The organism is Duganella sp. sic0402 (assembly GCF_019219065.1).
GTDB lineage: Bacteria > Pseudomonadota > Gammaproteobacteria > Burkholderiales > Burkholderiaceae_D > Rugamonas.
In genome coordinates, this window is record NZ_JAHUWK010000002.1 from 579,563 (window position 1) to 597,258 (window position 17,696).

General features: G+C 62.0%; 20 protein-coding genes. 7 read left to right on the plus strand and 13 right to left on the minus strand.

Features of this window, described 5'->3' with window-relative positions; genetic code table 11:
- Positions 1 to 139 precede the first annotated feature (139 nt).
- From asd to KW842_RS08225, 7 genes are all read right to left on the minus strand, one after another.
- Positions 140 to 1,267 carry an aspartate-semialdehyde dehydrogenase gene (asd, locus tag KW842_RS08195; RefSeq protein WP_218303582.1) on the minus strand — a complete coding sequence of 376 codons (1,128 nt, stop codon included), beginning with the start codon at positions 1,265 to 1,267 and terminating at the stop codon, positions 140 to 142.
- A gap of 26 nt (positions 1,268 to 1,293) precedes the next feature.
- Positions 1,294 to 2,364 carry a 3-isopropylmalate dehydrogenase gene (gene leuB / locus KW842_RS08200; protein WP_218303583.1) on the minus strand — a complete coding sequence of 357 codons (1,071 nt, stop codon included), beginning with the start codon at positions 2,362 to 2,364 and terminating at the stop codon, positions 1,294 to 1,296.
- Positions 2,365 to 2,376: 12 nt separating this feature from the next.
- A complete protein-coding gene (gene leuD, locus KW842_RS08205) occupies positions 2,377 to 3,024 on the minus strand; it encodes a 3-isopropylmalate dehydratase small subunit (RefSeq protein ID WP_218303584.1) in 648 nt (215 codons plus the stop codon).
- Positions 3,025 to 3,063: 39 nt separating this feature from the next.
- Positions 3,064 to 3,189: an entericidin A/B family lipoprotein gene (locus tag KW842_RS08210; RefSeq protein WP_218303585.1), complete on the minus strand. Its 126-nt coding sequence runs from the start codon at positions 3,187 to 3,189 to the stop codon at positions 3,064 to 3,066.
- A 40-nt stretch (positions 3,190 to 3,229) separates the two neighbouring features.
- Positions 3,230 to 4,633, minus strand: coding sequence for a 3-isopropylmalate dehydratase large subunit (gene leuC, locus KW842_RS08215; protein ID WP_218303762.1), 1,404 nt, complete (start codon positions 4,631 to 4,633; stop codon positions 3,230 to 3,232).
- A 187-nt stretch (positions 4,634 to 4,820) separates the two neighbouring features.
- Positions 4,821 to 6,725 carry a chemotaxis protein CheA gene (locus KW842_RS08220; RefSeq protein ID WP_218303586.1) on the minus strand — a complete coding sequence of 635 codons (1,905 nt, stop codon included), beginning with the start codon at positions 6,723 to 6,725 and terminating at the stop codon, positions 4,821 to 4,823.
- Complete coding sequence (locus KW842_RS08225) at positions 6,725 to 7,546, minus strand: protein phosphatase CheZ (protein WP_218303587.1); 822 nt, start codon at positions 7,544 to 7,546, stop codon at positions 6,725 to 6,727. The genes KW842_RS08220 and KW842_RS08225 overlap by 1 nt, the downstream gene beginning before the upstream one ends.
- Positions 7,547 to 7,836: 290 nt before the next feature.
- Between KW842_RS08225 and KW842_RS08230 the strand changes: the two genes are divergently transcribed.
- The 6 genes from KW842_RS08230 to KW842_RS08255 all read left to right on the plus strand — a co-directional run bounded on the left by KW842_RS08230 (position 7,837) and on the right by KW842_RS08255 (position 12,196).
- Positions 7,837 to 8,307: a universal stress protein gene (locus tag KW842_RS08230; RefSeq protein ID WP_218303588.1), complete on the plus strand. Its 471-nt coding sequence runs from the start codon at positions 7,837 to 7,839 to the stop codon at positions 8,305 to 8,307.
- 56 nt (positions 8,308 to 8,363) lie between these two features.
- The gene (locus KW842_RS08235; protein WP_218303589.1) at positions 8,364 to 9,008 is read left to right on the plus strand and encodes a response regulator transcription factor; all 645 of its coding nucleotides are present in this window, start codon (positions 8,364 to 8,366) and stop codon (positions 9,006 to 9,008) included.
- A 203-nt stretch (positions 9,009 to 9,211) separates the two neighbouring features.
- Complete coding sequence (locus KW842_RS08240) at positions 9,212 to 10,018, plus strand: Crp/Fnr family transcriptional regulator (RefSeq protein ID WP_218303763.1); 807 nt, start codon at positions 9,212 to 9,214, stop codon at positions 10,016 to 10,018.
- A 218-nt stretch (positions 10,019 to 10,236) separates the two neighbouring features.
- Positions 10,237 to 10,440, plus strand: coding sequence for a hemin uptake protein HemP (locus tag KW842_RS08245; RefSeq protein WP_218303590.1), 204 nt, complete (start codon positions 10,237 to 10,239; stop codon positions 10,438 to 10,440).
- 107 nt (positions 10,441 to 10,547) lie between these two features.
- Complete coding sequence (locus KW842_RS08250; RefSeq protein ID WP_218303591.1) at positions 10,548 to 10,880, plus strand: hypothetical protein; 333 nt, start codon at positions 10,548 to 10,550, stop codon at positions 10,878 to 10,880.
- Between the two features lie 14 nt (positions 10,881 to 10,894).
- Entirely contained in the window at positions 10,895 to 12,196 is a 1,302-nt protein-coding gene (locus tag KW842_RS08255; RefSeq protein WP_218303592.1) for a DUF2325 domain-containing protein, read from the plus strand.
- A gap of 8 nt (positions 12,197 to 12,204) precedes the next feature.
- Here the strand turns inward: KW842_RS08255 and KW842_RS08260 are convergent, their stop codons facing one another.
- The 5 genes from KW842_RS08260 to KW842_RS08280 are packed head-to-tail and all read right to left on the minus strand — an operon-like array spanning position 12,205 to position 16,654.
- Positions 12,205 to 13,566: a sulfite reductase subunit alpha gene (locus KW842_RS08260; protein WP_218303593.1), complete on the minus strand. Its 1,362-nt coding sequence runs from the start codon at positions 13,564 to 13,566 to the stop codon at positions 12,205 to 12,207.
- The gene (locus KW842_RS08265) at positions 13,563 to 14,600 is read right to left on the minus strand and encodes an FAD:protein FMN transferase (RefSeq protein WP_218303594.1); all 1,038 of its coding nucleotides are present in this window, start codon (positions 14,598 to 14,600) and stop codon (positions 13,563 to 13,565) included. The genes KW842_RS08260 and KW842_RS08265 overlap by 4 nt, the downstream gene beginning before the upstream one ends.
- Before the next feature lie 7 nt (positions 14,601 to 14,607).
- Entirely contained in the window at positions 14,608 to 15,462 is an 855-nt protein-coding gene (locus KW842_RS08270; protein ID WP_229223561.1) for a DUF4198 domain-containing protein, read from the minus strand.
- 12 nt (positions 15,463 to 15,474) lie between these two features.
- On the minus strand, positions 15,475 to 15,984 hold the full coding sequence (locus KW842_RS08275; protein WP_218303595.1) for a DUF2271 domain-containing protein: 510 nt from the start codon (positions 15,982 to 15,984) through the stop codon (positions 15,475 to 15,477).
- 22 nt (positions 15,985 to 16,006) lie between these two features.
- Positions 16,007 to 16,654 (minus strand): PepSY-associated TM helix domain-containing protein, encoded by a 648-nt coding sequence (locus KW842_RS08280; RefSeq protein WP_218303596.1) that lies wholly within the window; start codon positions 16,652 to 16,654, stop codon positions 16,007 to 16,009.
- A gap of 164 nt (positions 16,655 to 16,818) precedes the next feature.
- Between KW842_RS08280 and KW842_RS08285 the strand changes: the two genes are divergently transcribed.
- Positions 16,819 to 17,316: a pyridoxamine 5'-phosphate oxidase family protein gene (locus KW842_RS08285; RefSeq protein WP_218303597.1), complete on the plus strand. Its 498-nt coding sequence runs from the start codon at positions 16,819 to 16,821 to the stop codon at positions 17,314 to 17,316.
- Positions 17,317 to 17,327: 11 nt separating this feature from the next.
- On the opposite strand, the gene KW842_RS08290 is transcribed toward KW842_RS08285, so the two are convergent.
- Positions 17,328 to 17,594: a KGG domain-containing protein gene (locus KW842_RS08290; RefSeq protein WP_218303598.1), complete on the minus strand. Its 267-nt coding sequence runs from the start codon at positions 17,592 to 17,594 to the stop codon at positions 17,328 to 17,330.
- Positions 17,595 to 17,696 lie beyond the last annotated feature (102 nt).

Here is a 17,696-nt window from a genome sequence, read left to right on the forward strand (position 1 = left end):
GTTGTCAGTTGGAAAATGTTACTTTCCCAGATATGTCAACATAACATCATGCTTTTGACTCTGCAAGTTTAAACGACAAAAAGGGGTTTCTCCTATGAGAACACATAGGAAAAACCCCTTCTCTTGTCGCGTTAAAAGCTTACTGGTCGAGCACGATGCGCAGCATGCGGCGCAGCGGTTCGGCCGCGCCCCACAGCAGCTGGTCGCCCACGGTGAAGGCCGACAGGTAGTCCGGGCCCATTTCCAGCTTGCGCAGACGGCCAACCGGAATCGTCAGGCTGCCGGTCACGGCGGCTGGCGACAGGTCTTTCACCGATGCTTCACGGGTGTTCGGCACCACTTTGGCCCACTGGTTGGCCGAGGCGATGATGTCGCTGATTTCGTCCAGCGGCACATCCTTCTTCAGTTTGATGGTCAGTGCCTGCGAGTGGCAACGCATGGCGCCGATGCGCACGCACAAGCCATCGACCGGAATCGCTTTGGAACCGAAGTCCGCGCCCAGGCCGAGGATCTTGTTGGTCTCGGCGCCGGCTTTCCACTCTTCCTTCGACTGGCCATTGCCCAGATCCTTGTCGATCCAGGGGATCAGGTTGCCGGCCAGCGGCACGCCGAACTGCTTGGTTTCGTCAACCGACAGGCCATGCTGGGTCGCCAGCACCTGACGGTCGATTTCCAGGATGGCCGATGCAGGATCGTCCAGCAGCGGCTTGACCGCGCCGTTGATGGTGCCGAACTGGGTCAGCAATTCGCGCATGTGCTGCGCGCCGCCGCCCGAAGCCGCCTGATAGGTCATCGAGGTCATCCAGTCGACCAGGCCGTGCTGGAACAGGCCGCCCAGGCCGATCAGCATGCACGACACGGTGCAGTTACCGCCGATGAAGTTCTTCACGCCCTTGCCCAGCGCGTCCTTGATGACGTGCATATTCACCGGGTCCAGCACGATGACCGCATCTTTTTCCATGCGCAGGGTCGACGCGGCGTCGATCCAGTAGCCGTTCCAGCCGGCGGCGCGCAGTTGAGGGAACACTTCGGTGGTGTAATCGCCGCCCTGGCACGAGATGATGATCTCGCACTTTTTCAGTTCATCGATGTCGGTGGCGCTTTTCAGCTTGGTTTCGTTCTTGGCCATCGCCGGCGCATTACCGCCCGCATTCGACGTGGTGAAGAACACCGGCTCGATGTGAGCGAAATCGCCCTCTTCCCGCATGCGTTGCATCAGGACCGAACCCACCATACCGCGCCAACCTACCAGACCTACGAGTTTCATTTTGCTCTTCCTTGTCTATTGTTTTATTACGCCAAAGCTTTGACGACTGCGTTGCCCATCTCTTCGGTGCCCACCTTGGTGGTGCCCTCTTCGTAGATGTCGGCGGTACGCAGGCCTTGCGCCAGCACTTTCTTGACGGCGTTTTCGATACGGTCAGCCTGCTCCACCTTGTTCAGCGAGAAGCGCAGCATCATCGCGGCCGACAGGATGGTCGCCAGCGGATTGGCGATGCCCTTGCCGGCGATGTCCGGCGCCGAACCGTGCGATGGCTCGTACAGGCCCTTGTTATTGGCGTCCAGCGAAGCAGATGGCAGCATGCCGATCGAACCGGTCAGCATGGCCGCCGCGTCCGACAGGATGTCGCCAAACATATTTCCGGTGACGATCACGTCGAATTTCTTCGGCGCGCGCACCAGTTGCATGGCGGCGTTGTCGACGTACATATGGTCCAGCGCCACGTCCGGATATTCTTTGTGCACGTCGGTGACGATGTCTTTCCAGAACTGGAAAGTCTCCAGCACATTGGCCTTGTCCACCGAAGTCAGGCGCTTGTCGCGCTTCTGCGCGGCCTGGAAGGCCACGTGGGCGATGCGGCGGATTTCGCCTTCGGCATAGCGCATGGTGTCGAAGCCTTCGCGCTGGCCCTTGAACGGACCGTCCGGGCACTCGCGCACGCCGCGCGGCTGGCCGAAGTAAATGTCGCCGGTCAGTTCGCGCACGATCAGGATGTCCAGACCGGAAACGATTTCCGGCTTCAGCGTCGAAGCGTTGGCCAGTTCCGGGTACAGGATGGCCGGACGCAGATTGCCGAACAGGCCCAGGTTCTTGCGCAGGCCCAGAATCGCCTGTTCCGGACGCAGCGGGCGATCCAGCGTGTCGTACTTCCAGTCGCCGACGGCGCCGAACAGCACCGCGTCCGCATCCTTGGCCAGCTTCAGCGTGGCGTCCGGCAGCGGGTGGCCGCTGGCTTCGTAGCCGGCGCCGCCCACCGGGGCGGTTTCCAACTCAAATTTTTCGTCCAGCGCGTTCAGCACCTTGACCGCTTGAGTGACGATTTCCGGGCCGATGCCATCGCCCGGGAGGATTGCGATTTTCATTGTTTTCGATCTTTAGATGACGTTAGCCAACCAGGGTTGGTTTGCCAGATGGCGCTCTTCGAATGCACGGATCGTGTCGGCGTGGCGCAGCGTCAGGCCAATATCGTCGAGCCCGTTCATCAGGCAGTATTTGCGGAAGGCGTCGATCTCGAATGGGTAGGAGACGCTGCCATTGCTGGTGGAAATGCGCTGCTGCTCAAGGTCGACCACCAGTTTGTATCCGGGGAAAGCCTTGACTTCGTTGAACAGATGATCAATCTGCGCTTCGCTTAATACGATCGGCAGCAAGCCGCTCTTGAAACAGTTGTTGAAGAAGATGTCGGCAAACGACGGCGCCACCACTGCGCGGAAGCCGTACTGGTCCAGCGCCCATGGCGCGTGCTCGCGCGAGGAGCCGCAGCCGAAGTTCTTGCGGGTCAGCAGGATCGAGGCACCTTGATAGCGCGGCTCGTTGAGCACGAAGTCCGGATTCAGCGGACGCTTGCTGTTGTCCATGCCTGGCTCGCCGTGATCGAGGTAGCGCCACTCGTCGAACAGATTGGGGCCGAAGCCGGTGCGGTGGATGGACTTCAGGAACTGCTTGGGAATGATGGCGTCGGTGTCGACGTTGGCGCGATCCAGCGGCGCGACCAGCCCTTCATAAATCGTAAATTTTTCCATGATTGTTCTACTGTGGACGGGCGCCTAGCCCGCCGGTTATCAATGGCCTGAGGCGCCCTGCACTGCCTGCCCCGCTTTTTGAATATCCTTGCCCACACCGGAAATGGTGTTGCAGCCGGTCAGGACGAAGCTAGCGATGATGGTCAGTGCGAAGATCTTTTTCATGATGATTTCCTGGTTCAGTGCGGCGCCTCAGCCGCGGTCATTAATGCAGTGCGCGTACGTCGACGAAGTGGCCGGTGATGCCGGCAGCCGCAGCCATCGCCGGCGACACCAGATGGGTGCGACCGCCCTGGCCCTGGCGTCCTTCGAAGTTGCGGTTGGAAGTCGATGCGCAGCGCTCGCCTGGTTCCAGACGGTCGGCGTTCATCGCCAGACACATCGAGCAGCCCGGCTCGCGCCATTCGAAGCCGGCATCCTTGAAGATGCGGTCCAGCCCCTCGCGTTCGGCTTGTTCTTTCACCAGGCCGGAGCCCGGCACCACCAGCGCCAGCTTGACGTTGGAAGCGCGGTGCTTGCCGCGCACCACAGCGGCGGCGGCGCGCAAGTCTTCGATGCGCGAGTTGGTGCAGGAACCGATGAACACTTTGTCGATGCGGATATCTTCGATGGCGGTATTCGGCTTCAGGTTCATGTAAACCAGTGCCTTTTCCATCGCACTGCGCTTGACGCTGTCTTTTTCCTGATCCGGGTCCGGCACACGGCCGTCAACCGGCAGCACCATTTCCGGCGAGGTACCCCAGGTGACCTGCGGCTTGATCTCGGCGGCATCCAGCGTCACCACCAGGTCGAACTTGGCGCCCGGATCGGTGTGCAGCGTGCGCCAGTAGGCCACCGCCAGATCCCATTGCGGACCGGCCGGCGAGAACGGGCGGCCTTTCACATAATTGATGGTGGTGTCGTCGACGCCGATGATGCCGGCACGCGCGCCCGCTTCGATCGCCATATTACAGACCGTCATGCGGCCTTCCATCGACAAGGCGCGGATGGTGGAACCACCGAACTCAATACAGTAGCCATTGCCGCCGGCAGTACCGATCTTGCCAATGATCGCCAGCACGATGTCCTTGGAGGTGACACCGGCCGGCAGCACGCCGTTGACTTCCACCAGCATCGCCTTGGATTTCTTTTGCAGCAGGGTCTGGGTGGCCAGCACGTGCTCCACTTCCGAGGTGCCGATGCCGTGCGCCAGCGCGCCGAACGCGCCGTGGGTCGAGGTGTGCGAGTCGCCGCATACCACGGTCATGCCCGGCAGGGTCGCGCCCTGCTCAGGGCCGATCACGTGCACGATGCCCTGGCGCTTGTCGTTCATATTGAAGTAGGTCAGACCATAGGACTTGGCGTTCTTGTCCAGCGTTTCCACTTGCAGGCGCGATACCGGATCGGCGATGCCTTCGGCGCGCGAAGTGGTCGGCACATTGTGGTCGGCCACGGCCAGATTGGCCGACAGGCGCCATGGCTGGCGGTTGGCGGCGCGCAGGCCGTCGAATGCTTGTGGGCTGGTCACTTCGTGGACCAGGTGGCGGTCAATATAGAGGATGGTGGTGCCGTCTTCCTCGGTGTTGACGACGTGGGATTCCCAGAGTTTGTCGTAAAGCGTCTTCATGATGTCTTTTTGGTACTGCTACTATTATCCAACTTGATTATGCCATATTGTGCAATGCAATAGCAGTCACCGCTGTCCAGCCTCTTGAGCCCGACGCCTTCTGCATACCGATCCACTTGGTATGACCCCTAAATGTAAAAAAGCCTGCGTGTGAACGCAGGCTTTTTGGTCTTCTGGCCTGGTCCTGAGACTAAGCCGCCATGCGTACACTACCCCTACAACCGTCCATTAGGAACGATAGGCCTACCACTAGCACCAGCTCGCCCTCTGCAGAGCGCGCCGTGCCGGTAATGCCCTCGACGGTAATCGCGGTCATCGGTTTAATCACCAGGTCGGCAGTGCCATCCACCGCTTCCACGGCCAGGATGTACGGCTGTGGTGCCGAGACAACAATACCCACCTTCTCGCGGCAGCTGTCGTAGCCCAGCGAGTCGGCCAGCGAACGTACCGGCAGCGGACGGCCCTGGTCTTTCAGCACGGGCGCGCCGCCGACTTCCATAAAGACCTCTGGCAGCTCGACCACACGCTGCACCACGGCCATCGGCAGCGCCAGCGCGGCGCCCGAGGTCGATACCAGCATGGTCGGCACAATCGACAGCTCGATCGGCAGGCGGATCGAGAACTTGGTGCCCTTGCCCAGCTCGGACTCGATCTGGATCGCGCCGCGGTTTTTCTCCACGGCGGTCTTCACCACGTCCATGCCGACGCCGCGGCCGGACACGCTCGATGCCACTTCCTTGGTCGAGAAACCCGGTAAGAATACCAGCTGCAGGCAATCGTCGGTGGTTAACTGTGCCGATTCGGAAATCAGGCCCTTCTGCATCGCCTTCGCGCGCAGCTTGACCGGGTCCATGCCCTTGCCGTCATCCTGCAGCACAATCATGACGCTATTGGCTTCCTGCCATGCCTTGAGCTGGATGAAGGACTTGATCGGCTTGCCGGCAATCGCACGTTCTTCCGGCGTTTCCACACCGTGGTCCAGCGAGTTGCGCAGCATATGCACCAGCGGATCGTACAGCGAATCCACCACCACGCGGTCGACTTCGGTTTCCGCACCTTCGATGTCCAGTTCGACTTCCTTGCCCAGGTCCTTGGCCAGTTCGCGCACCAGTCGCGGGAACTTCTGGAACAGACGGCCAACCGGCTGCATGCGGGTCGCCAGCGTGGCGCGCTGCAGTTCGGTCGAATAGCGCGATGCGCGTTCCAGCGTTTCCGCCAGGGTCGCCATCAGCGTCTGTGCCTGGCCTTCAAACTTGAATTGCAGCAAGCGTTCCAGCAGCACGGCGGCCTGGTTGGCAGCCTGCACCGATTCGCCGGCCACTTCCAGCAGCGCGTCCAGCTTGACCGCGTCGATACGGATCGATTCTTCCTTGGCCGGCGCGCTTTGCGGACGCTCTTCGCGCTTCTCTGCGGTTTCGCGGCGGGCGGCAGGTGCAGCTTTGACTTCGGCCGCGACGGCAGCGATTTCAGCCGCGCTAGGCGGCGCGGCGGCAGGTGCTGGCGCAGCAGCGACAGCAGCCGCTACCGGCGCTGGCGCCGAGCGGGTGTAGCTACCTTCCGGCATCACTGCCTCGTACATGCCTTCCCAATCCAGGCCGTCGGCCGACGGCGCGGCGGCTGGCGCAGCAGCCACCGGTGCAGCTGCGGCAGCAGCTGGCGCCGGGGCAGGAGCTGGCGCAGCGGCCGCTGGCTTGGCGGGCGCCGAATCGGACTTGCCGGCGATGGCGTCATTCAGCAGCGATTCCAGATCCTTCGGCAGCGCCGGCAGGCTGTCCGGCTCGGCGCCGTTGTTCAGTTCGGCCAACTGGTCGGCAACAAAACCAGACGCCTGCAGCGCCGCTTCGATTGACAGCGGCGTGACCGGCGCGGCGCCAGTGCGCAGCGCGTCAAACAGATTCTCGGTCAGGTGGCAGGCAGTCACCATCGCCGGCAGGCCCATGAAACCGGCGCCGCCTTTGATGGTGTGGAAGGAGCGGAACACCGCATTCAGGGTTTCTTTATTATCCGGGTCGCGTTCAAGGCGCAGCAAATGCTCCTCGACGTTGACCGCCAGGTCCATCGCCTCGACGACGAAATCCTTCAGCATATCGTCCATTAGAACCCCAGATCGGCAAGCAGGTCGTCAACACTGTCCTGGCTCAGTGCCACCGTCGGAGCCGACGGGCCGGACATCAGGGATACTTCTTTCTGCGCGATCTTTTCTTTGACCGCCGGTGGCGCGTTGTCGCGCAGCAGCGTGGCCAGTTCACCCTCAACGGTTTTCGTGATATTCACCACTTTCTTGATGAGTTGACCGGTGATGTCCTGGAAGTCCTGGGCCATCATGATTTCCAGCAGGCGGGATTTTTCCGCCTCGGTGGCGGCCGATACGGCAATGGCGAACTGCTGCGAGTCGCCGGCCAGTTGCTTGAACTGTTCCAGGCTGAGCTTGCCGGCGAACAGGTCGGCCCAGCGGTTTTCCATGTCTTTGGATTGCTTCGACAGCGTATCCTGCTGCGGCATGCCTTCGTCCAGCGTGTTGAGCACCTTGTTGGCGGCTTGCTCGGTCAGCGTGGCGACATATTCCAGGCGGTCCTGGGCGTCGTTGATCTGGCTGGAGGCTTCGTTCAGGGCCTTGTCGTAGCCCAGTTCGCGCAGCGAATCGTGCAGCAGACGCACGATACCGCCCAGGCGCTCAAACATCGCCTTGTCTTCCTTCGGCTCGGCTTCGGCGTCGCCGCCAGCGGCGGCAGGGGCGGCGGCGACAGGCTCGGCTACGGCATCGGCCGGACGGGCTGAGGCGACTTCTTCGAACAGGCTCTCCAGATCGTCCTCTGCGCTGGCGGCAGGGGCCGGCGCAGGCGCTGGAGCTGCCGTCTTGCTTTGAGCGGACACTTCTTCAAATAAGGCGTCGAAATCGTCAGCGGCGTTAGTCATAATCCCTGCTTCTCCATATTGATAAGTTACTGCCTAAACTTTTACTGCTTAAACTTGCTGCATTTGCAGATACTAACATTGGATAGATCGGCGAGGTATGCTGCGTGACACAAAAGTAGTGCTTTAGTGCAAAAAAAAGGTGTAAAACGCATAAAAGCCCACACCGATGATCGTAGGACAAAGCTGTTTTATTTGATAAACATCAAGTATTTCCATACTACTAATAATGTAAATTACGACTACAATGAAGTAGTGAGCTAGCCTGAGCTGATTCCGCAAGGAGGTCCATCATGTACCGCAAAATCCTGATCACCACTGACGGCTCGGCCGTTTCCAGCAAAACCGCCTGCGCCGGCGTGCAGTTTGCCGAACAGCTGGGCGCCGAGGTGCTGGTGCTGTTTGTGGCGCCCGAGTACCAGTATCCGATCTACGTCGAAATCATCCCCCCGAGCTATCCCAGCGAGGACGAGTACCGCGCCGCCATGCAGCGCGCCGGCCGCGAGCATACCCAGGACGTCGCCGACTCCTGCGCGCGGCGCAATGTCCGCTGCGAGGCGATCACCGCCTTCCACGAGAGTGCGGCGCTGAAAATCGTCGACGTGGCGCAACAGCACGGCTGCGACCTGATCTTCATGGGCTCGCACGGACGCAGCGGCTGGGGCCAGCTGCTGCTGGGCAGCGTCACCAATAAAGTGTTGCAGCATTCCAAAATTCCCGTGCTGGTGCACCGTCTGATCAAGGAGCCGGGGCAAGCTTTGTAGTAAGATGAAAATTATCTCAAAATTAATAATGCTTGCTATCAATCAATTGGGCCACCATGATACGAATAGTGATAGCCGACGACCACACCATCATGCGCGAAGGACTCAAGCGCATCCTCGACGGTGCGCCGGATATCGATATCGTCGGTGAAGCGATTGACGGCTTCGAAGTGCTGGGCCATGTGCGCAAAGGCGGCTTCGACTTGCTGCTGCTGGACCTGTCGATGCCAGGCCGCAGCGGCGTCGACCTGATCCGCCAGATCAAGGCCGAGGCGCCCAAGCTGACCATCCTGATCCTTACCATGCACGAGGAAGAGCAATATGCGGTGCGCGCCATCCGCGCCGGCGCCCAGGGCTACCTGACCAAGGAAAGCGCCGGCACCCAGCTGGTCGGCGCGATCCGCAAAGTTGCCTCGGGCCGCCCTTACATCAGCACCGAAGTGGCCGAGCAGCTGGCGCTGAACATCATGATGCCGCACGAATCGCTGCTGCACAAACAGTTGTCGGACCGCGAGTTCGAGGTGTTCTCGCTGCTGGTGGCGGGCCGCTCGATCACCGAGATCGCCAACAGCCTGCATCTGAGCGTCAAAACCGTCAGCACCCACAAGACCCGCATCATGCAAAAGATGGGCATGAGTTCGCTGTCGGAAATGGTGCAGTACGCGGTGGCGCACCGTTTATTATCGCCGTTCAAGACCTAAAGAAAAGCAGACCCGACTGTAGGATTACTCCTACAAACGCTAGCTGGACTCCTACCTCCAGATTCAGCCATTGCTGATATCTATCTCATCACTGTGTTGGCATACTGAAACCATACTGTTCAGATACCTGCCCACCGGAGACCACCATGCTGTATATGCAAACGTCTGAAATGCGCCCGCCCGCGACGGCGCTGCAATCGTCGATGGAAGCGGGCCGCCAGCGGCAAGGTCGGCTCTGGTCGAACCTGAAGGAAGTCTGCGACCTGCTGCATATACCGGTGGCCAATTCGATGCTCAACGAAGAACTGCTGTTCCAGCATGTGCAGTTCAAGACCGGGCAGCGCATCCACACCATCGGCCAGCCCTTCGACACGCTGTACATCGTCAACTCCGGCTTCCTCAAAACCGTGCTGATCGACGAATACGGCAATGAACAGGTGCTCAGCTTCCCGATGAAGGGCGATATGCTGGGTGTGGACGGCATCCATACCCGCCACTACTCGTCGGAAGCGGTGGCGCTGTCGGACTGCGACCTGATCCTGCTGCCGTTCAAGAAGCTGACCGCGCTGGGCCGGGTTCATCTGGAGCTGGAAAGCATGATGTACGGCGTGATGAGCCGCGAACTGGTGCGCGAGCAGGCGATGATCGGCATGCTGGGCGCGCTCAGCGCCGAGGCGCGGGTGGCGCGCTTCCTGGTGGCGCTGGCCGAGCGCTTCGCGCAGATGGGCTATTCCAGCAAGCTGTTCAACCTGCGCATGACGCGCCATGAAATCGGCAGCTATCTGGGGCTGACACTGGAAACAGTCAGCCGCACGCTATCGGCCTTCAACGAAATCGGCATGATCAGCGTCGACCAGCGCACCATAGGCATCAAAGACCCGGAAGCGCTGAAAACCTTGCGCCGCCTGCCACCGTCGCGCACGCGCGGCAGGCCCGCCGCCCGCAGCAAGGGCAGCAGCAGCACAGCGCCGGGGCAGTTGCTGCCGGCCTTAGCAGCAAGTAGCGCCTAAGTAGCACCTAAGTGGCACCTAAGTAGTAGCTTGGTAGTAGCTGTATTAACTCCCGCGTATTACCTCCGCATTACCCAGCCTTGGGCCCGGTTTCCACAACCGGGCCATTTTTTTAGCGTCTTGGTAACAAAAAACCGCTGAAAAAGGCTTGCATTCCTGTCCGGCTTCCACAATAATGAATGCAAATACGAATCATTCTTATTTAAGGAGAAGCGAAGATGATTACGACCACCCCAGCAATGCCACCAGTAGTTGCCGCCCACCCAGTCAACGCAGCAGTTGCCGCCCAAGCGATCAAGCCGGTCAAGCGCACCAACAGCGCCAGCCTGATGGAAGGCGGCCGTGAAATGGAGATTGAGCATTCCGGTCGTATCTACCGTCTGCGCATCACCCAGCTGAACAAGCTGATCCTGACCGCCTGATTTACCGATTAACTGTGCGTTAAGGGGCGCCGCCGCGTCCCACTCTCCCCCTTGAGTAGCCAGCCAAACAGCCAGCCAAACTCTCTTTTCCGACTCAGGAGCGTCTGATGGCCATCGAACATAGCAACCCGATTTTTCTCGCCCCATCGCATGGCGGCCATAATCCCGAACTGATGCTGTCCGCAGTGCTGCATCTGATGTCGCACTACACGGCTGGCAGCGACGATGCTGGCGGTTGCGTCAAGCTGGCCTCGGTCATCGAGCGCCACCTGAAAGCGCTGGCCACCCTGCCGGACCTGGCGCCGGTGCTGAGCGCGACTTGCGCGCAGCTGTCGGAACAATGGGCAAGCGAGGTAGAGCGCAATATGCACGAGCAGGAAAAGACCAACTTCCTCAGCCGCATCATGGCACGCGCACGTACCGCGCCGTCGGTGGCCTAAGGGAGCGCAACAGCATGTGCGAGAAACACGATCCACTGGCGGCCATCATCGCAGCCGCCATGCCGCAGGTGGCGGGCCCGGTAAGCAGCCCGCGTCCGCCTGAGCAGAGCCTCAAGCAGCAAGTCATCAAACCGGTCATCAACAGTGTCATGAATGTGCTGGCGAAGGAACCGGAAGCGCAGGCTTCGCGCCGGCGCCGTCTGTGGGAGCTGGGCCATGCCTGCCACTGCCCGCTGGTCGGGGTCGGTTTCCCGCTGGGCGTGCTACGCAAGCTGGTCGACAAAGTCACCAACGGCAAAGTGGTGGCCGACGACTACGAAGTCCATGTCGGCGCAGTCACCGAATGCGGCAGCCGCAACCGCCTATCGGAAGCGCTGCAAAAAGAACTGGAGCGCCGCTACGCGGCCGTGCTGCTGCGTTTCCGCAACGCCAAGACCACCGAACAAGTGGCCGACATGTGGCGCAACGCGGTCAACGTCGGCGACGTCGCCGGCGCATTCTGGGCCGGCCTGACGCACCCGCGCTGCACCTCCGAGCTCGAAGAACAGATGTGCCGCGACCTGCACATGGTGCAGCATCAGGCGGGTGCCTGCGTGCGCGCCGACATCACCAAATTCAACGCCACGCTGGATGAAAACAAGCGCCTGACGCACGACCTGGCCAAGGCCCAACTGCGCGCCACCGCGCTGATGGCGGAAAAGACCGGCGACGCCGAGAGGCACGCCGCGCAACTGATGCAGCTGCGCGCACAAGTGGTCGGCAAGGATAGCCTGGTAGACTCGCTGAAAGTCGAGCTGGAACAGTTACGCGTATCGATCCCTGGACTGGAATCGCGCGCCAAGCTGGCCGAGCGGCTGGAGCAAATGGAAGAACGCGAGCGCGCCATGCGCAACCAGATCGCCGACCTCAAGCTGGAACTGGCGCGTGCCGTCGAACAGCAGGCGATCCCGGCGCCGGCGCAGGAAGAAACCCGTCCGGTGGTCGAACACGTCATGAAAATGCCGCTGAGCCTGCGCGAACGTGCGGTGCTATGCGTGGGCGGCCGCAACGGCAACGTCGCCAGCTACCGCGAGCTGATCGAGCGCGAAGGCGCGCAATTCAGCCATCACGACGGAGGCCTCGAAGACAACGCCAACCGCCTCGAAGCCAGCCTCGCGGCGGCCGACCTGGTGATCTGCCAGACCGGCTGCATCAGCCACAGCGCCTACTGGCGCGTCAAAGACTACTGCAAGCGCAACGGCAAACGCTGCGTCTTCATCGACAACCCATCGATCTCCAGCCTGGCCCGCGGCCTCGAACAAGCCAGCGCCACCTGACCCCGGTTTTAGTAGACGTCGCGCTGGTAGCGTTTGGTGGCGATCAGGTGGTCGAGCTGGGCGCGGCCGAGGATGTTTTCCAGGGCGGCGTCGACGCCGGCTGCCATGCCTTGCAGGCTGCCGCAGACGTAGATCGCCGCGCCGTCAGCAACCCAGGCGCGCAGCTGTTCGGCGCGCGCTGGCAGCAGGTCCTGCACGTAGCGCTCAGCACCGCCGTCGCGCGACCAGGCCAGGTCCAGTAACAGTTGGCCGGACTGGCGCAAGGCGTCCAGTTCGGCACGGTAGTGGAAGTCGTGCGCGCTGTTGCGCTCGCCGAACAGCAGCCAGTTGCGGCCCTGCCCCGCCAGCGCACGCGCTTTCAGGTGGCCGCGCAGGCCAGCGATACCGCTGCCATTGCCGATCAGAATCAGCGGCCGGTCGACATTGCCTTCCAACCGGAAGCGGCGATGCTGGCGGCAGCGCAGCTGCACCACACTACCCGCTTCCAGCTGCTGCGTCAGCCAGCCGGATGCCACGCCGTGGCTGCCGTCCGCATGGCTGTGCAGCCGCACCAGCAGGTGCACGCGGCCGTCGGCCGGGATCGAGGCGATTGAGTATTCGCGCGGCTGCGCCGGATCGGCTGGCGCGGCAATCTGCACCAGGTCGCCCGACTGCCAGTCCGGCAATACGCCGCTCACCGGCTCCAGCTCCAGGTGGTAGACCGGTGCGCCTGCACTGCCGGCGTTCAGGTGCACCCGCTCGCTCAGGCGCCAGGCGTCAAAAGCTGGCGCGCTCCAGTCCGGCGCGTCGCTGGTTCCGGCCAGATGGCTTAGGTGTTGTCGCCAGGTGGCGACCGCCTGTTCCGAACTGCGGTCGACTTCAACGCGCGGAAACAGGCTTTGCGCGCCTTGCGCCTGTAGCCATTGATCCAGCGCGCGGCCGAAGCCACAATATTGCGCGTAGCTGCTGTCGCCCAAAGCCAGCACTGCGTAGTGCAGATGTGACAGCGGCAGCGCGGTGGTCATCAGCCGCCCGGCAAACGCGGCGGCGGCGTCCGGCGCGTCGCCCTCGCCGTAGGTGCTGACCAGGAACAGGATGCGCTCGGCGCCCTGCAAGTCTTCCGCGCCCAGCTCGGACAACTCGGCCAGCCGCGCCGGGATGCCGGCCACTTTCAGCGTGGCTGCCGTCTGCTGCGCCAGTTCTTCGGCGTTGCCGGTCTGGCTGGCGTAGCTGACGATCCAGCCGGGCGACGCCGCCGCCTCCGCCTTTGCGTGCTCGGCGGCCAGCCGCTTGCGGCGCGTGCGCAGGTATGGCGCCAGGCACACCAGCGCGTAAGCCACGCTGCTGCCCGCGACCAGCATCAGCCGGGTGGTGTCGTTGGTCCAGATCATTCGTCTAACATGCTGCGTAAATGGGTGCTCAGGTATTCAGTGAAGCCGCCGTCCGGCTGGCGCACCACGAAGCGCGCGGCCAGGCCTTGCAGCTCGGCCAGGCGCAAGCCGTTGCGGCTGCCCAGCACGGTCAACGCGGTCGACCAGGCGTCGGCCGCCATGCATTGCGCATGCACCACGGTGACCGAGGCCAGGTCGTTGGCGATCGGCATGCCGCTGCGCGGATCGATGGTGTGGGAGTAACGCTGGCCGTTCAGCTGGAAATAGCGCCGGTAGTCGCCCGAGGTCGCGACCGACAAGCCATGCAGCGCCAGCGCCAGTTCGGCCGGCACGGCGGCGCCGGGCGCGGCGTCGCTCACCTGTTCCAGCATCACCCACCACGGCTGCCCGTCGGGCTTGACGCCGGCGCCGCGCAGCTCGCCGCCCACCTCGACCAGATGATGCGCAAAGCCCTGCGTTTTCAGGTAATACGACAGCCGGTCTACGCTATAGCCCTTGGCCACGGCCGACAGGTCCAGCTGAACGCCCCCCGGCTGCAAGGCCTTGCGGCCGTCGCGCTGTAATTGCACCGGCCGTGCCGCCAGCTGCGCGCGGGCGATGCTGATTTCGTCGTGGGATGGCGGTACAAAGTCGGGCTGGTCGAAACGCCCCCAGGGGCCGAAGCCCCACAGGTTGACCAGCGAGCCGGCAGTCGGATCGTAGGCGCCGCCCGAAGCACGGCCCACGTCCAGCGCAAACGACAGCACGTCGAAGAAGGCCGGCGGCAAGGTATGCCAGCTGTCGGCGGGCGCACGGTTGTAGCGGCCCAGGTCGGATTCGGTTTCCCAGTGGCTCATTTCAGCCACGATGGCGTCGAGCTGCTGCTGCAGCCCGTCTTGCAGATGCGCGCAGGCGGAAGAGGATGCACAGTCCGGCACAGCCACCAGCCGCACCGACCAGCTGGTGCCCATGCTGCGGCCAGCGTAGTCGTGGATCACGCCGCCTGCTGGCGCCGGGTCGTCGGAAATATCGTGAGGCAGAAGAACCCGGCGCATGCCAGCCTTAATCCGGCAGGATTTCCAGAACAGCCGCGTAGGTGGCGCGGCGCGGCGCCATCTGTGGCGGCTGGCCTGGCACTGGCGCGGCGGCGGCCGGCCAGCTGCTGCTGACCATGTAGGCGCCCGCTGCCGGCAGCGTCAGCGTCAGTTCGCCTTTCGCGTCGGTGTTCTGGCGAATCTCGCCCAGCGTGCCGCGATAGCGCACGCCACCTGGAATCAGGCTCACGCCCAGATTGGCCGCTGGCTTGCCGTCCAACAGCAGACGCCAGGTGACTTTCTCGCCAGCGCGCAGTTCGTTCGGATGCGTAACCGGCACCAGTTCCAGGCCCTTGCCGCTAGGCTTCAGCACATCAGTGGAGGGATCGCCATTGGTGACGAAGGTTTCCAGGCGGCTTTCGTTGCGCGACAGTTTGACCTCGGTTGCATCGGCCGGCACGTCCTTGGCCAGCGATTCCTCGGTGCCACGGAAGCGCTTCATCGCGCCGTCCTTGTCCTTGTAGCTGCCGAACACGCTTTGCGTGACCAGCGCGATCCGGTAGGTGCCAGCCTTGCTCAGCTTCAGGTCGAAGGTATTGCGCAGCTTGCCGTTGCTGACATTCTCCGGCGTCACCTTGATGCCGCCCGGACCGGTCACATCGATGCCATCCACTTTCAGCGGCATGTGGTCGATGTCAAACAGGCCTTCGGAAATGGCGGCATCCACGGTCACCCATGCGGAGCCGTCACGGCCGGCTTCTACCAGCGTCGACGACGGCAATATCCACGGTTTGTGCGCCTGCGCGTTCAGCGACACGAACGACAGGCCGGCCAGCGCCAGCGCGATCAACGATTTGCTCATGGTGTTCATACGTTTGGACATATCTTCGCCTTATTATGGTTTGACTTGCACAACGACCGCGCCCAGCTCTTCCTTGCCCTTGCCTGCCACATCCTGCGCCGATTTCGGCGGCCATTGCAGCGGCACTTTGACCACTTCGCGGCCACCGGCTTCGCGCGAAGCTTCCACCAGCACCGTGTACTGGCCGGCCGGCAGCTTGTCCAGCGAGCCTTTCGGGATATTCAGAGTGATTTCGCCTGGCGCTTTGGTGGCGCCGGAAACGCCGTCCATCGGCATGGTCAGCTCGCGGCCGGTCTTGCGCCACCAGGTGCGCATGTCCTTCAGCCACTTGGTGCCGGCGTTGTCTTTCTTCTTGGTGTCGTACAGCACGGCCAGGTTGGCGACCACTTTCTGGTCGGCGTTTTCCAGCCAGGCGGCGATGTAAGGACGGTGGTATTCAGCCACGTTCAGCTGCGGCACGTCGAGTTTCAGGGCCAGATCGGCGGCCATGGCCGAGGCACTGGCGAGTGGCAGACTAAGCGCGATGGAGTAGCGTAATTTCATGGAGTACCTGTCGTGAGATGAATTAATGAATAAACAGCAGTGCAATAACTACGGGTATCAACACCCCCAGGCCGACCATCGGCCAGGTGAACGGGCGATTCGCCGCGTGGAACTTCAAAATCAACAAACCGGTAACGCAGAACACCAGGCACAGCACCGCGAAGATATCGATGAACCAGTTCCACGCCGGGCCGGTGTTGCGGCCCTTGTGCACATCGTTCAGCCAGGATATCCAGCCACGGTCGGTATGCTCGAATTCAGCGGCGCCGTCTTCCAGGCCGATGCGCACCCAGGCATCGCCGCCCGCTTTCGGCATCGGCAGATAAATTTCATCGGCCGACCATTCCGCCTGGCGGCCGCCTGCCTGCACCTTGAAGGTGTCCTGCAGCCACTGTTCCAGCGGCTGCGGCACGGCTTCCTTGGCGCCGTCATGCTGCTCGGCATAGGCGCGCAGCTGGCTGGCCAGCGGCGCCGGCAACTGCCCCTGCATGCGGGTAATGACGGGCTTGGCCTCGATCTGCGAGGCATGGTTCAGGGTGATGCCGGTAATCGAAAAAAGGAACATGCACAGCAGGCACATGGCCGAGCTGACCCAATGCCACTGGTGCAAATGCTTCAGCCAGACAGCGCGGCTGGCATTGCGGGCGGGATTGGCGCTGGGTACGCTCACGGAGTTTCCTTAGACGAAAAATACAAATGATAATGATTATCATTTGAATGGTCAACTCATCTTGTGTATCTATTATGTAAAGCTAGCGTGAAATCACGCACAGTCTGTCCCCGGCGTCAGCGATAAGGTTGGGCTAATCCCCTATCTTGTCATGGAGGCGCAGCATGCCGCTCTATTCGCAACAACAGATCAACACCATCGCCGCCAAGATCAAGCAGGTGCGCTTCGGCATGTTCACCACCATGGATCACGAGCAGGTGCTGACCAGCCGCCCGCTGACCATGCAGCAGATCGACAGCGAAGGCAATATGTGGTTTTTCACCTCGGACGAGGCGGAATTCACGCAGGATCTGCCAGGCCACCCGGAGGTCAACGTCAGCTTTTCCAGCCCGGACCAGCACCTGTATTTATCGGTGACCGGGCAGGCTTATCTGGTGCGGGACCGCGCCAAGGCACGGGAATTGTGGAATCCACTGGCACGCGCCTGGTATCCCGGCGGACTGGACGATCCGCACCTGGCGCTGATCAGGGTGAAGATACAGACAGCCGAGTACTGGGACGCCAGCGCCAGCAAGATGAAACAGCTGGTGCAATTGGCAAAAACGGCCGTTACCGGCCGCGCACCTGTGGCGATGGGCAAGCACACCACCATATGCCTGTAGCGGGAAGCTGATCAGGACTGGTTGCCCTGCTCCTTGTTGCCGGCGCCCGAGCTGGCGCTCTGGCGGTTGCGGCTGGCGTCGTTCTTGTGGCTCATGGCGCCGGCCCGGCGCGCCTCTTCCGAGGTGAACTCGTGCGCCGTGCCTTTCTGATGGGCGGCGCGTCCGCCTTGCGCAGCGATTTCGCGCTGCTGTTCCGGATCCATCGAAGCGAACCCGCGCTTGCTGGTGCTGCCGCTTTGCTTGCTGCCTTTGTCTGTAGCTTTGTCGTTGGTTGCCATGTTTGACCTCCTGATAGTGGAACAGTACCTGCTGACAGCACAGGAGCATTCATCGTAGTTGACAGCCCATCCACGCGATATAGGACAGACGCAGTGCTGAAC

What these genes read in the sequence shown, in the direction of transcription:
- asd (WP_218303582.1), bottom strand. Translation starts at nt 1,267, where the DNA reads ATGAAACTCGTAGGTCTGGTAGGTTGGCGCGGTATGGTGGGTTCGGTC.
- leuB (WP_218303583.1), bottom strand. Translation starts at nt 2,364, where the DNA reads ATGAAAATCGCAATCCTCCCGGGCGATGGCATCGGCCCGGAAATCGTC.
- leuD (WP_218303584.1), bottom strand. Translation starts at nt 3,024, where the DNA reads ATGGAAAAATTTACGATTTATGAAGGGCTGGTCGCGCCGCTGGATCGC.
- KW842_RS08210 (WP_218303585.1), bottom strand. Translation starts at nt 3,189, where the DNA reads ATGAAAAAGATCTTCGCACTGACCATCATCGCTAGCTTCGTCCTGACC.
- KW842_RS08220 (WP_218303586.1), bottom strand. Translation starts at nt 6,725, where the DNA reads ATGGACGATATGCTGAAGGATTTCGTCGTCGAGGCGATGGACCTGGCG.
- KW842_RS08225 (WP_218303587.1), bottom strand. Translation starts at nt 7,546, where the DNA reads ATGACTAACGCCGCTGACGATTTCGACGCCTTATTTGAAGAAGTGTCC.
- KW842_RS08230 (WP_218303588.1), top strand. Translation starts at nt 7,837, where the DNA reads ATGTACCGCAAAATCCTGATCACCACTGACGGCTCGGCCGTTTCCAGC.
- KW842_RS08235 (WP_218303589.1), top strand. Translation starts at nt 8,364, where the DNA reads ATGATACGAATAGTGATAGCCGACGACCACACCATCATGCGCGAAGGA.
- KW842_RS08240 (WP_218303763.1), top strand. Translation starts at nt 9,212, where the DNA reads ATGGAAGCGGGCCGCCAGCGGCAAGGTCGGCTCTGGTCGAACCTGAAG.
- KW842_RS08245 (WP_218303590.1), top strand. Translation starts at nt 10,237, where the DNA reads ATGATTACGACCACCCCAGCAATGCCACCAGTAGTTGCCGCCCACCCA.
- KW842_RS08250 (WP_218303591.1), top strand. Translation starts at nt 10,548, where the DNA reads ATGGCCATCGAACATAGCAACCCGATTTTTCTCGCCCCATCGCATGGC.
- KW842_RS08255 (WP_218303592.1), top strand. Translation starts at nt 10,895, where the DNA reads ATGTGCGAGAAACACGATCCACTGGCGGCCATCATCGCAGCCGCCATG.
- KW842_RS08260 (WP_218303593.1), bottom strand. Translation starts at nt 13,566, where the DNA reads ATGATCTGGACCAACGACACCACCCGGCTGATGCTGGTCGCGGGCAGC.
- KW842_RS08265 (WP_218303594.1), bottom strand. Translation starts at nt 14,600, where the DNA reads ATGCGCCGGGTTCTTCTGCCTCACGATATTTCCGACGACCCGGCGCCA.
- KW842_RS08270 (WP_229223561.1), bottom strand. Translation starts at nt 15,462, where the DNA reads ATGTCCAAACGTATGAACACCATGAGCAAATCGTTGATCGCGCTGGCG.
- KW842_RS08275 (WP_218303595.1), bottom strand. Translation starts at nt 15,984, where the DNA reads ATGAAATTACGCTACTCCATCGCGCTTAGTCTGCCACTCGCCAGTGCC.
- KW842_RS08285 (WP_218303597.1), top strand. Translation starts at nt 16,819, where the DNA reads ATGCCGCTCTATTCGCAACAACAGATCAACACCATCGCCGCCAAGATC.
- KW842_RS08290 (WP_218303598.1), bottom strand. Translation starts at nt 17,594, where the DNA reads ATGGCAACCAACGACAAAGCTACAGACAAAGGCAGCAAGCAAAGCGGC.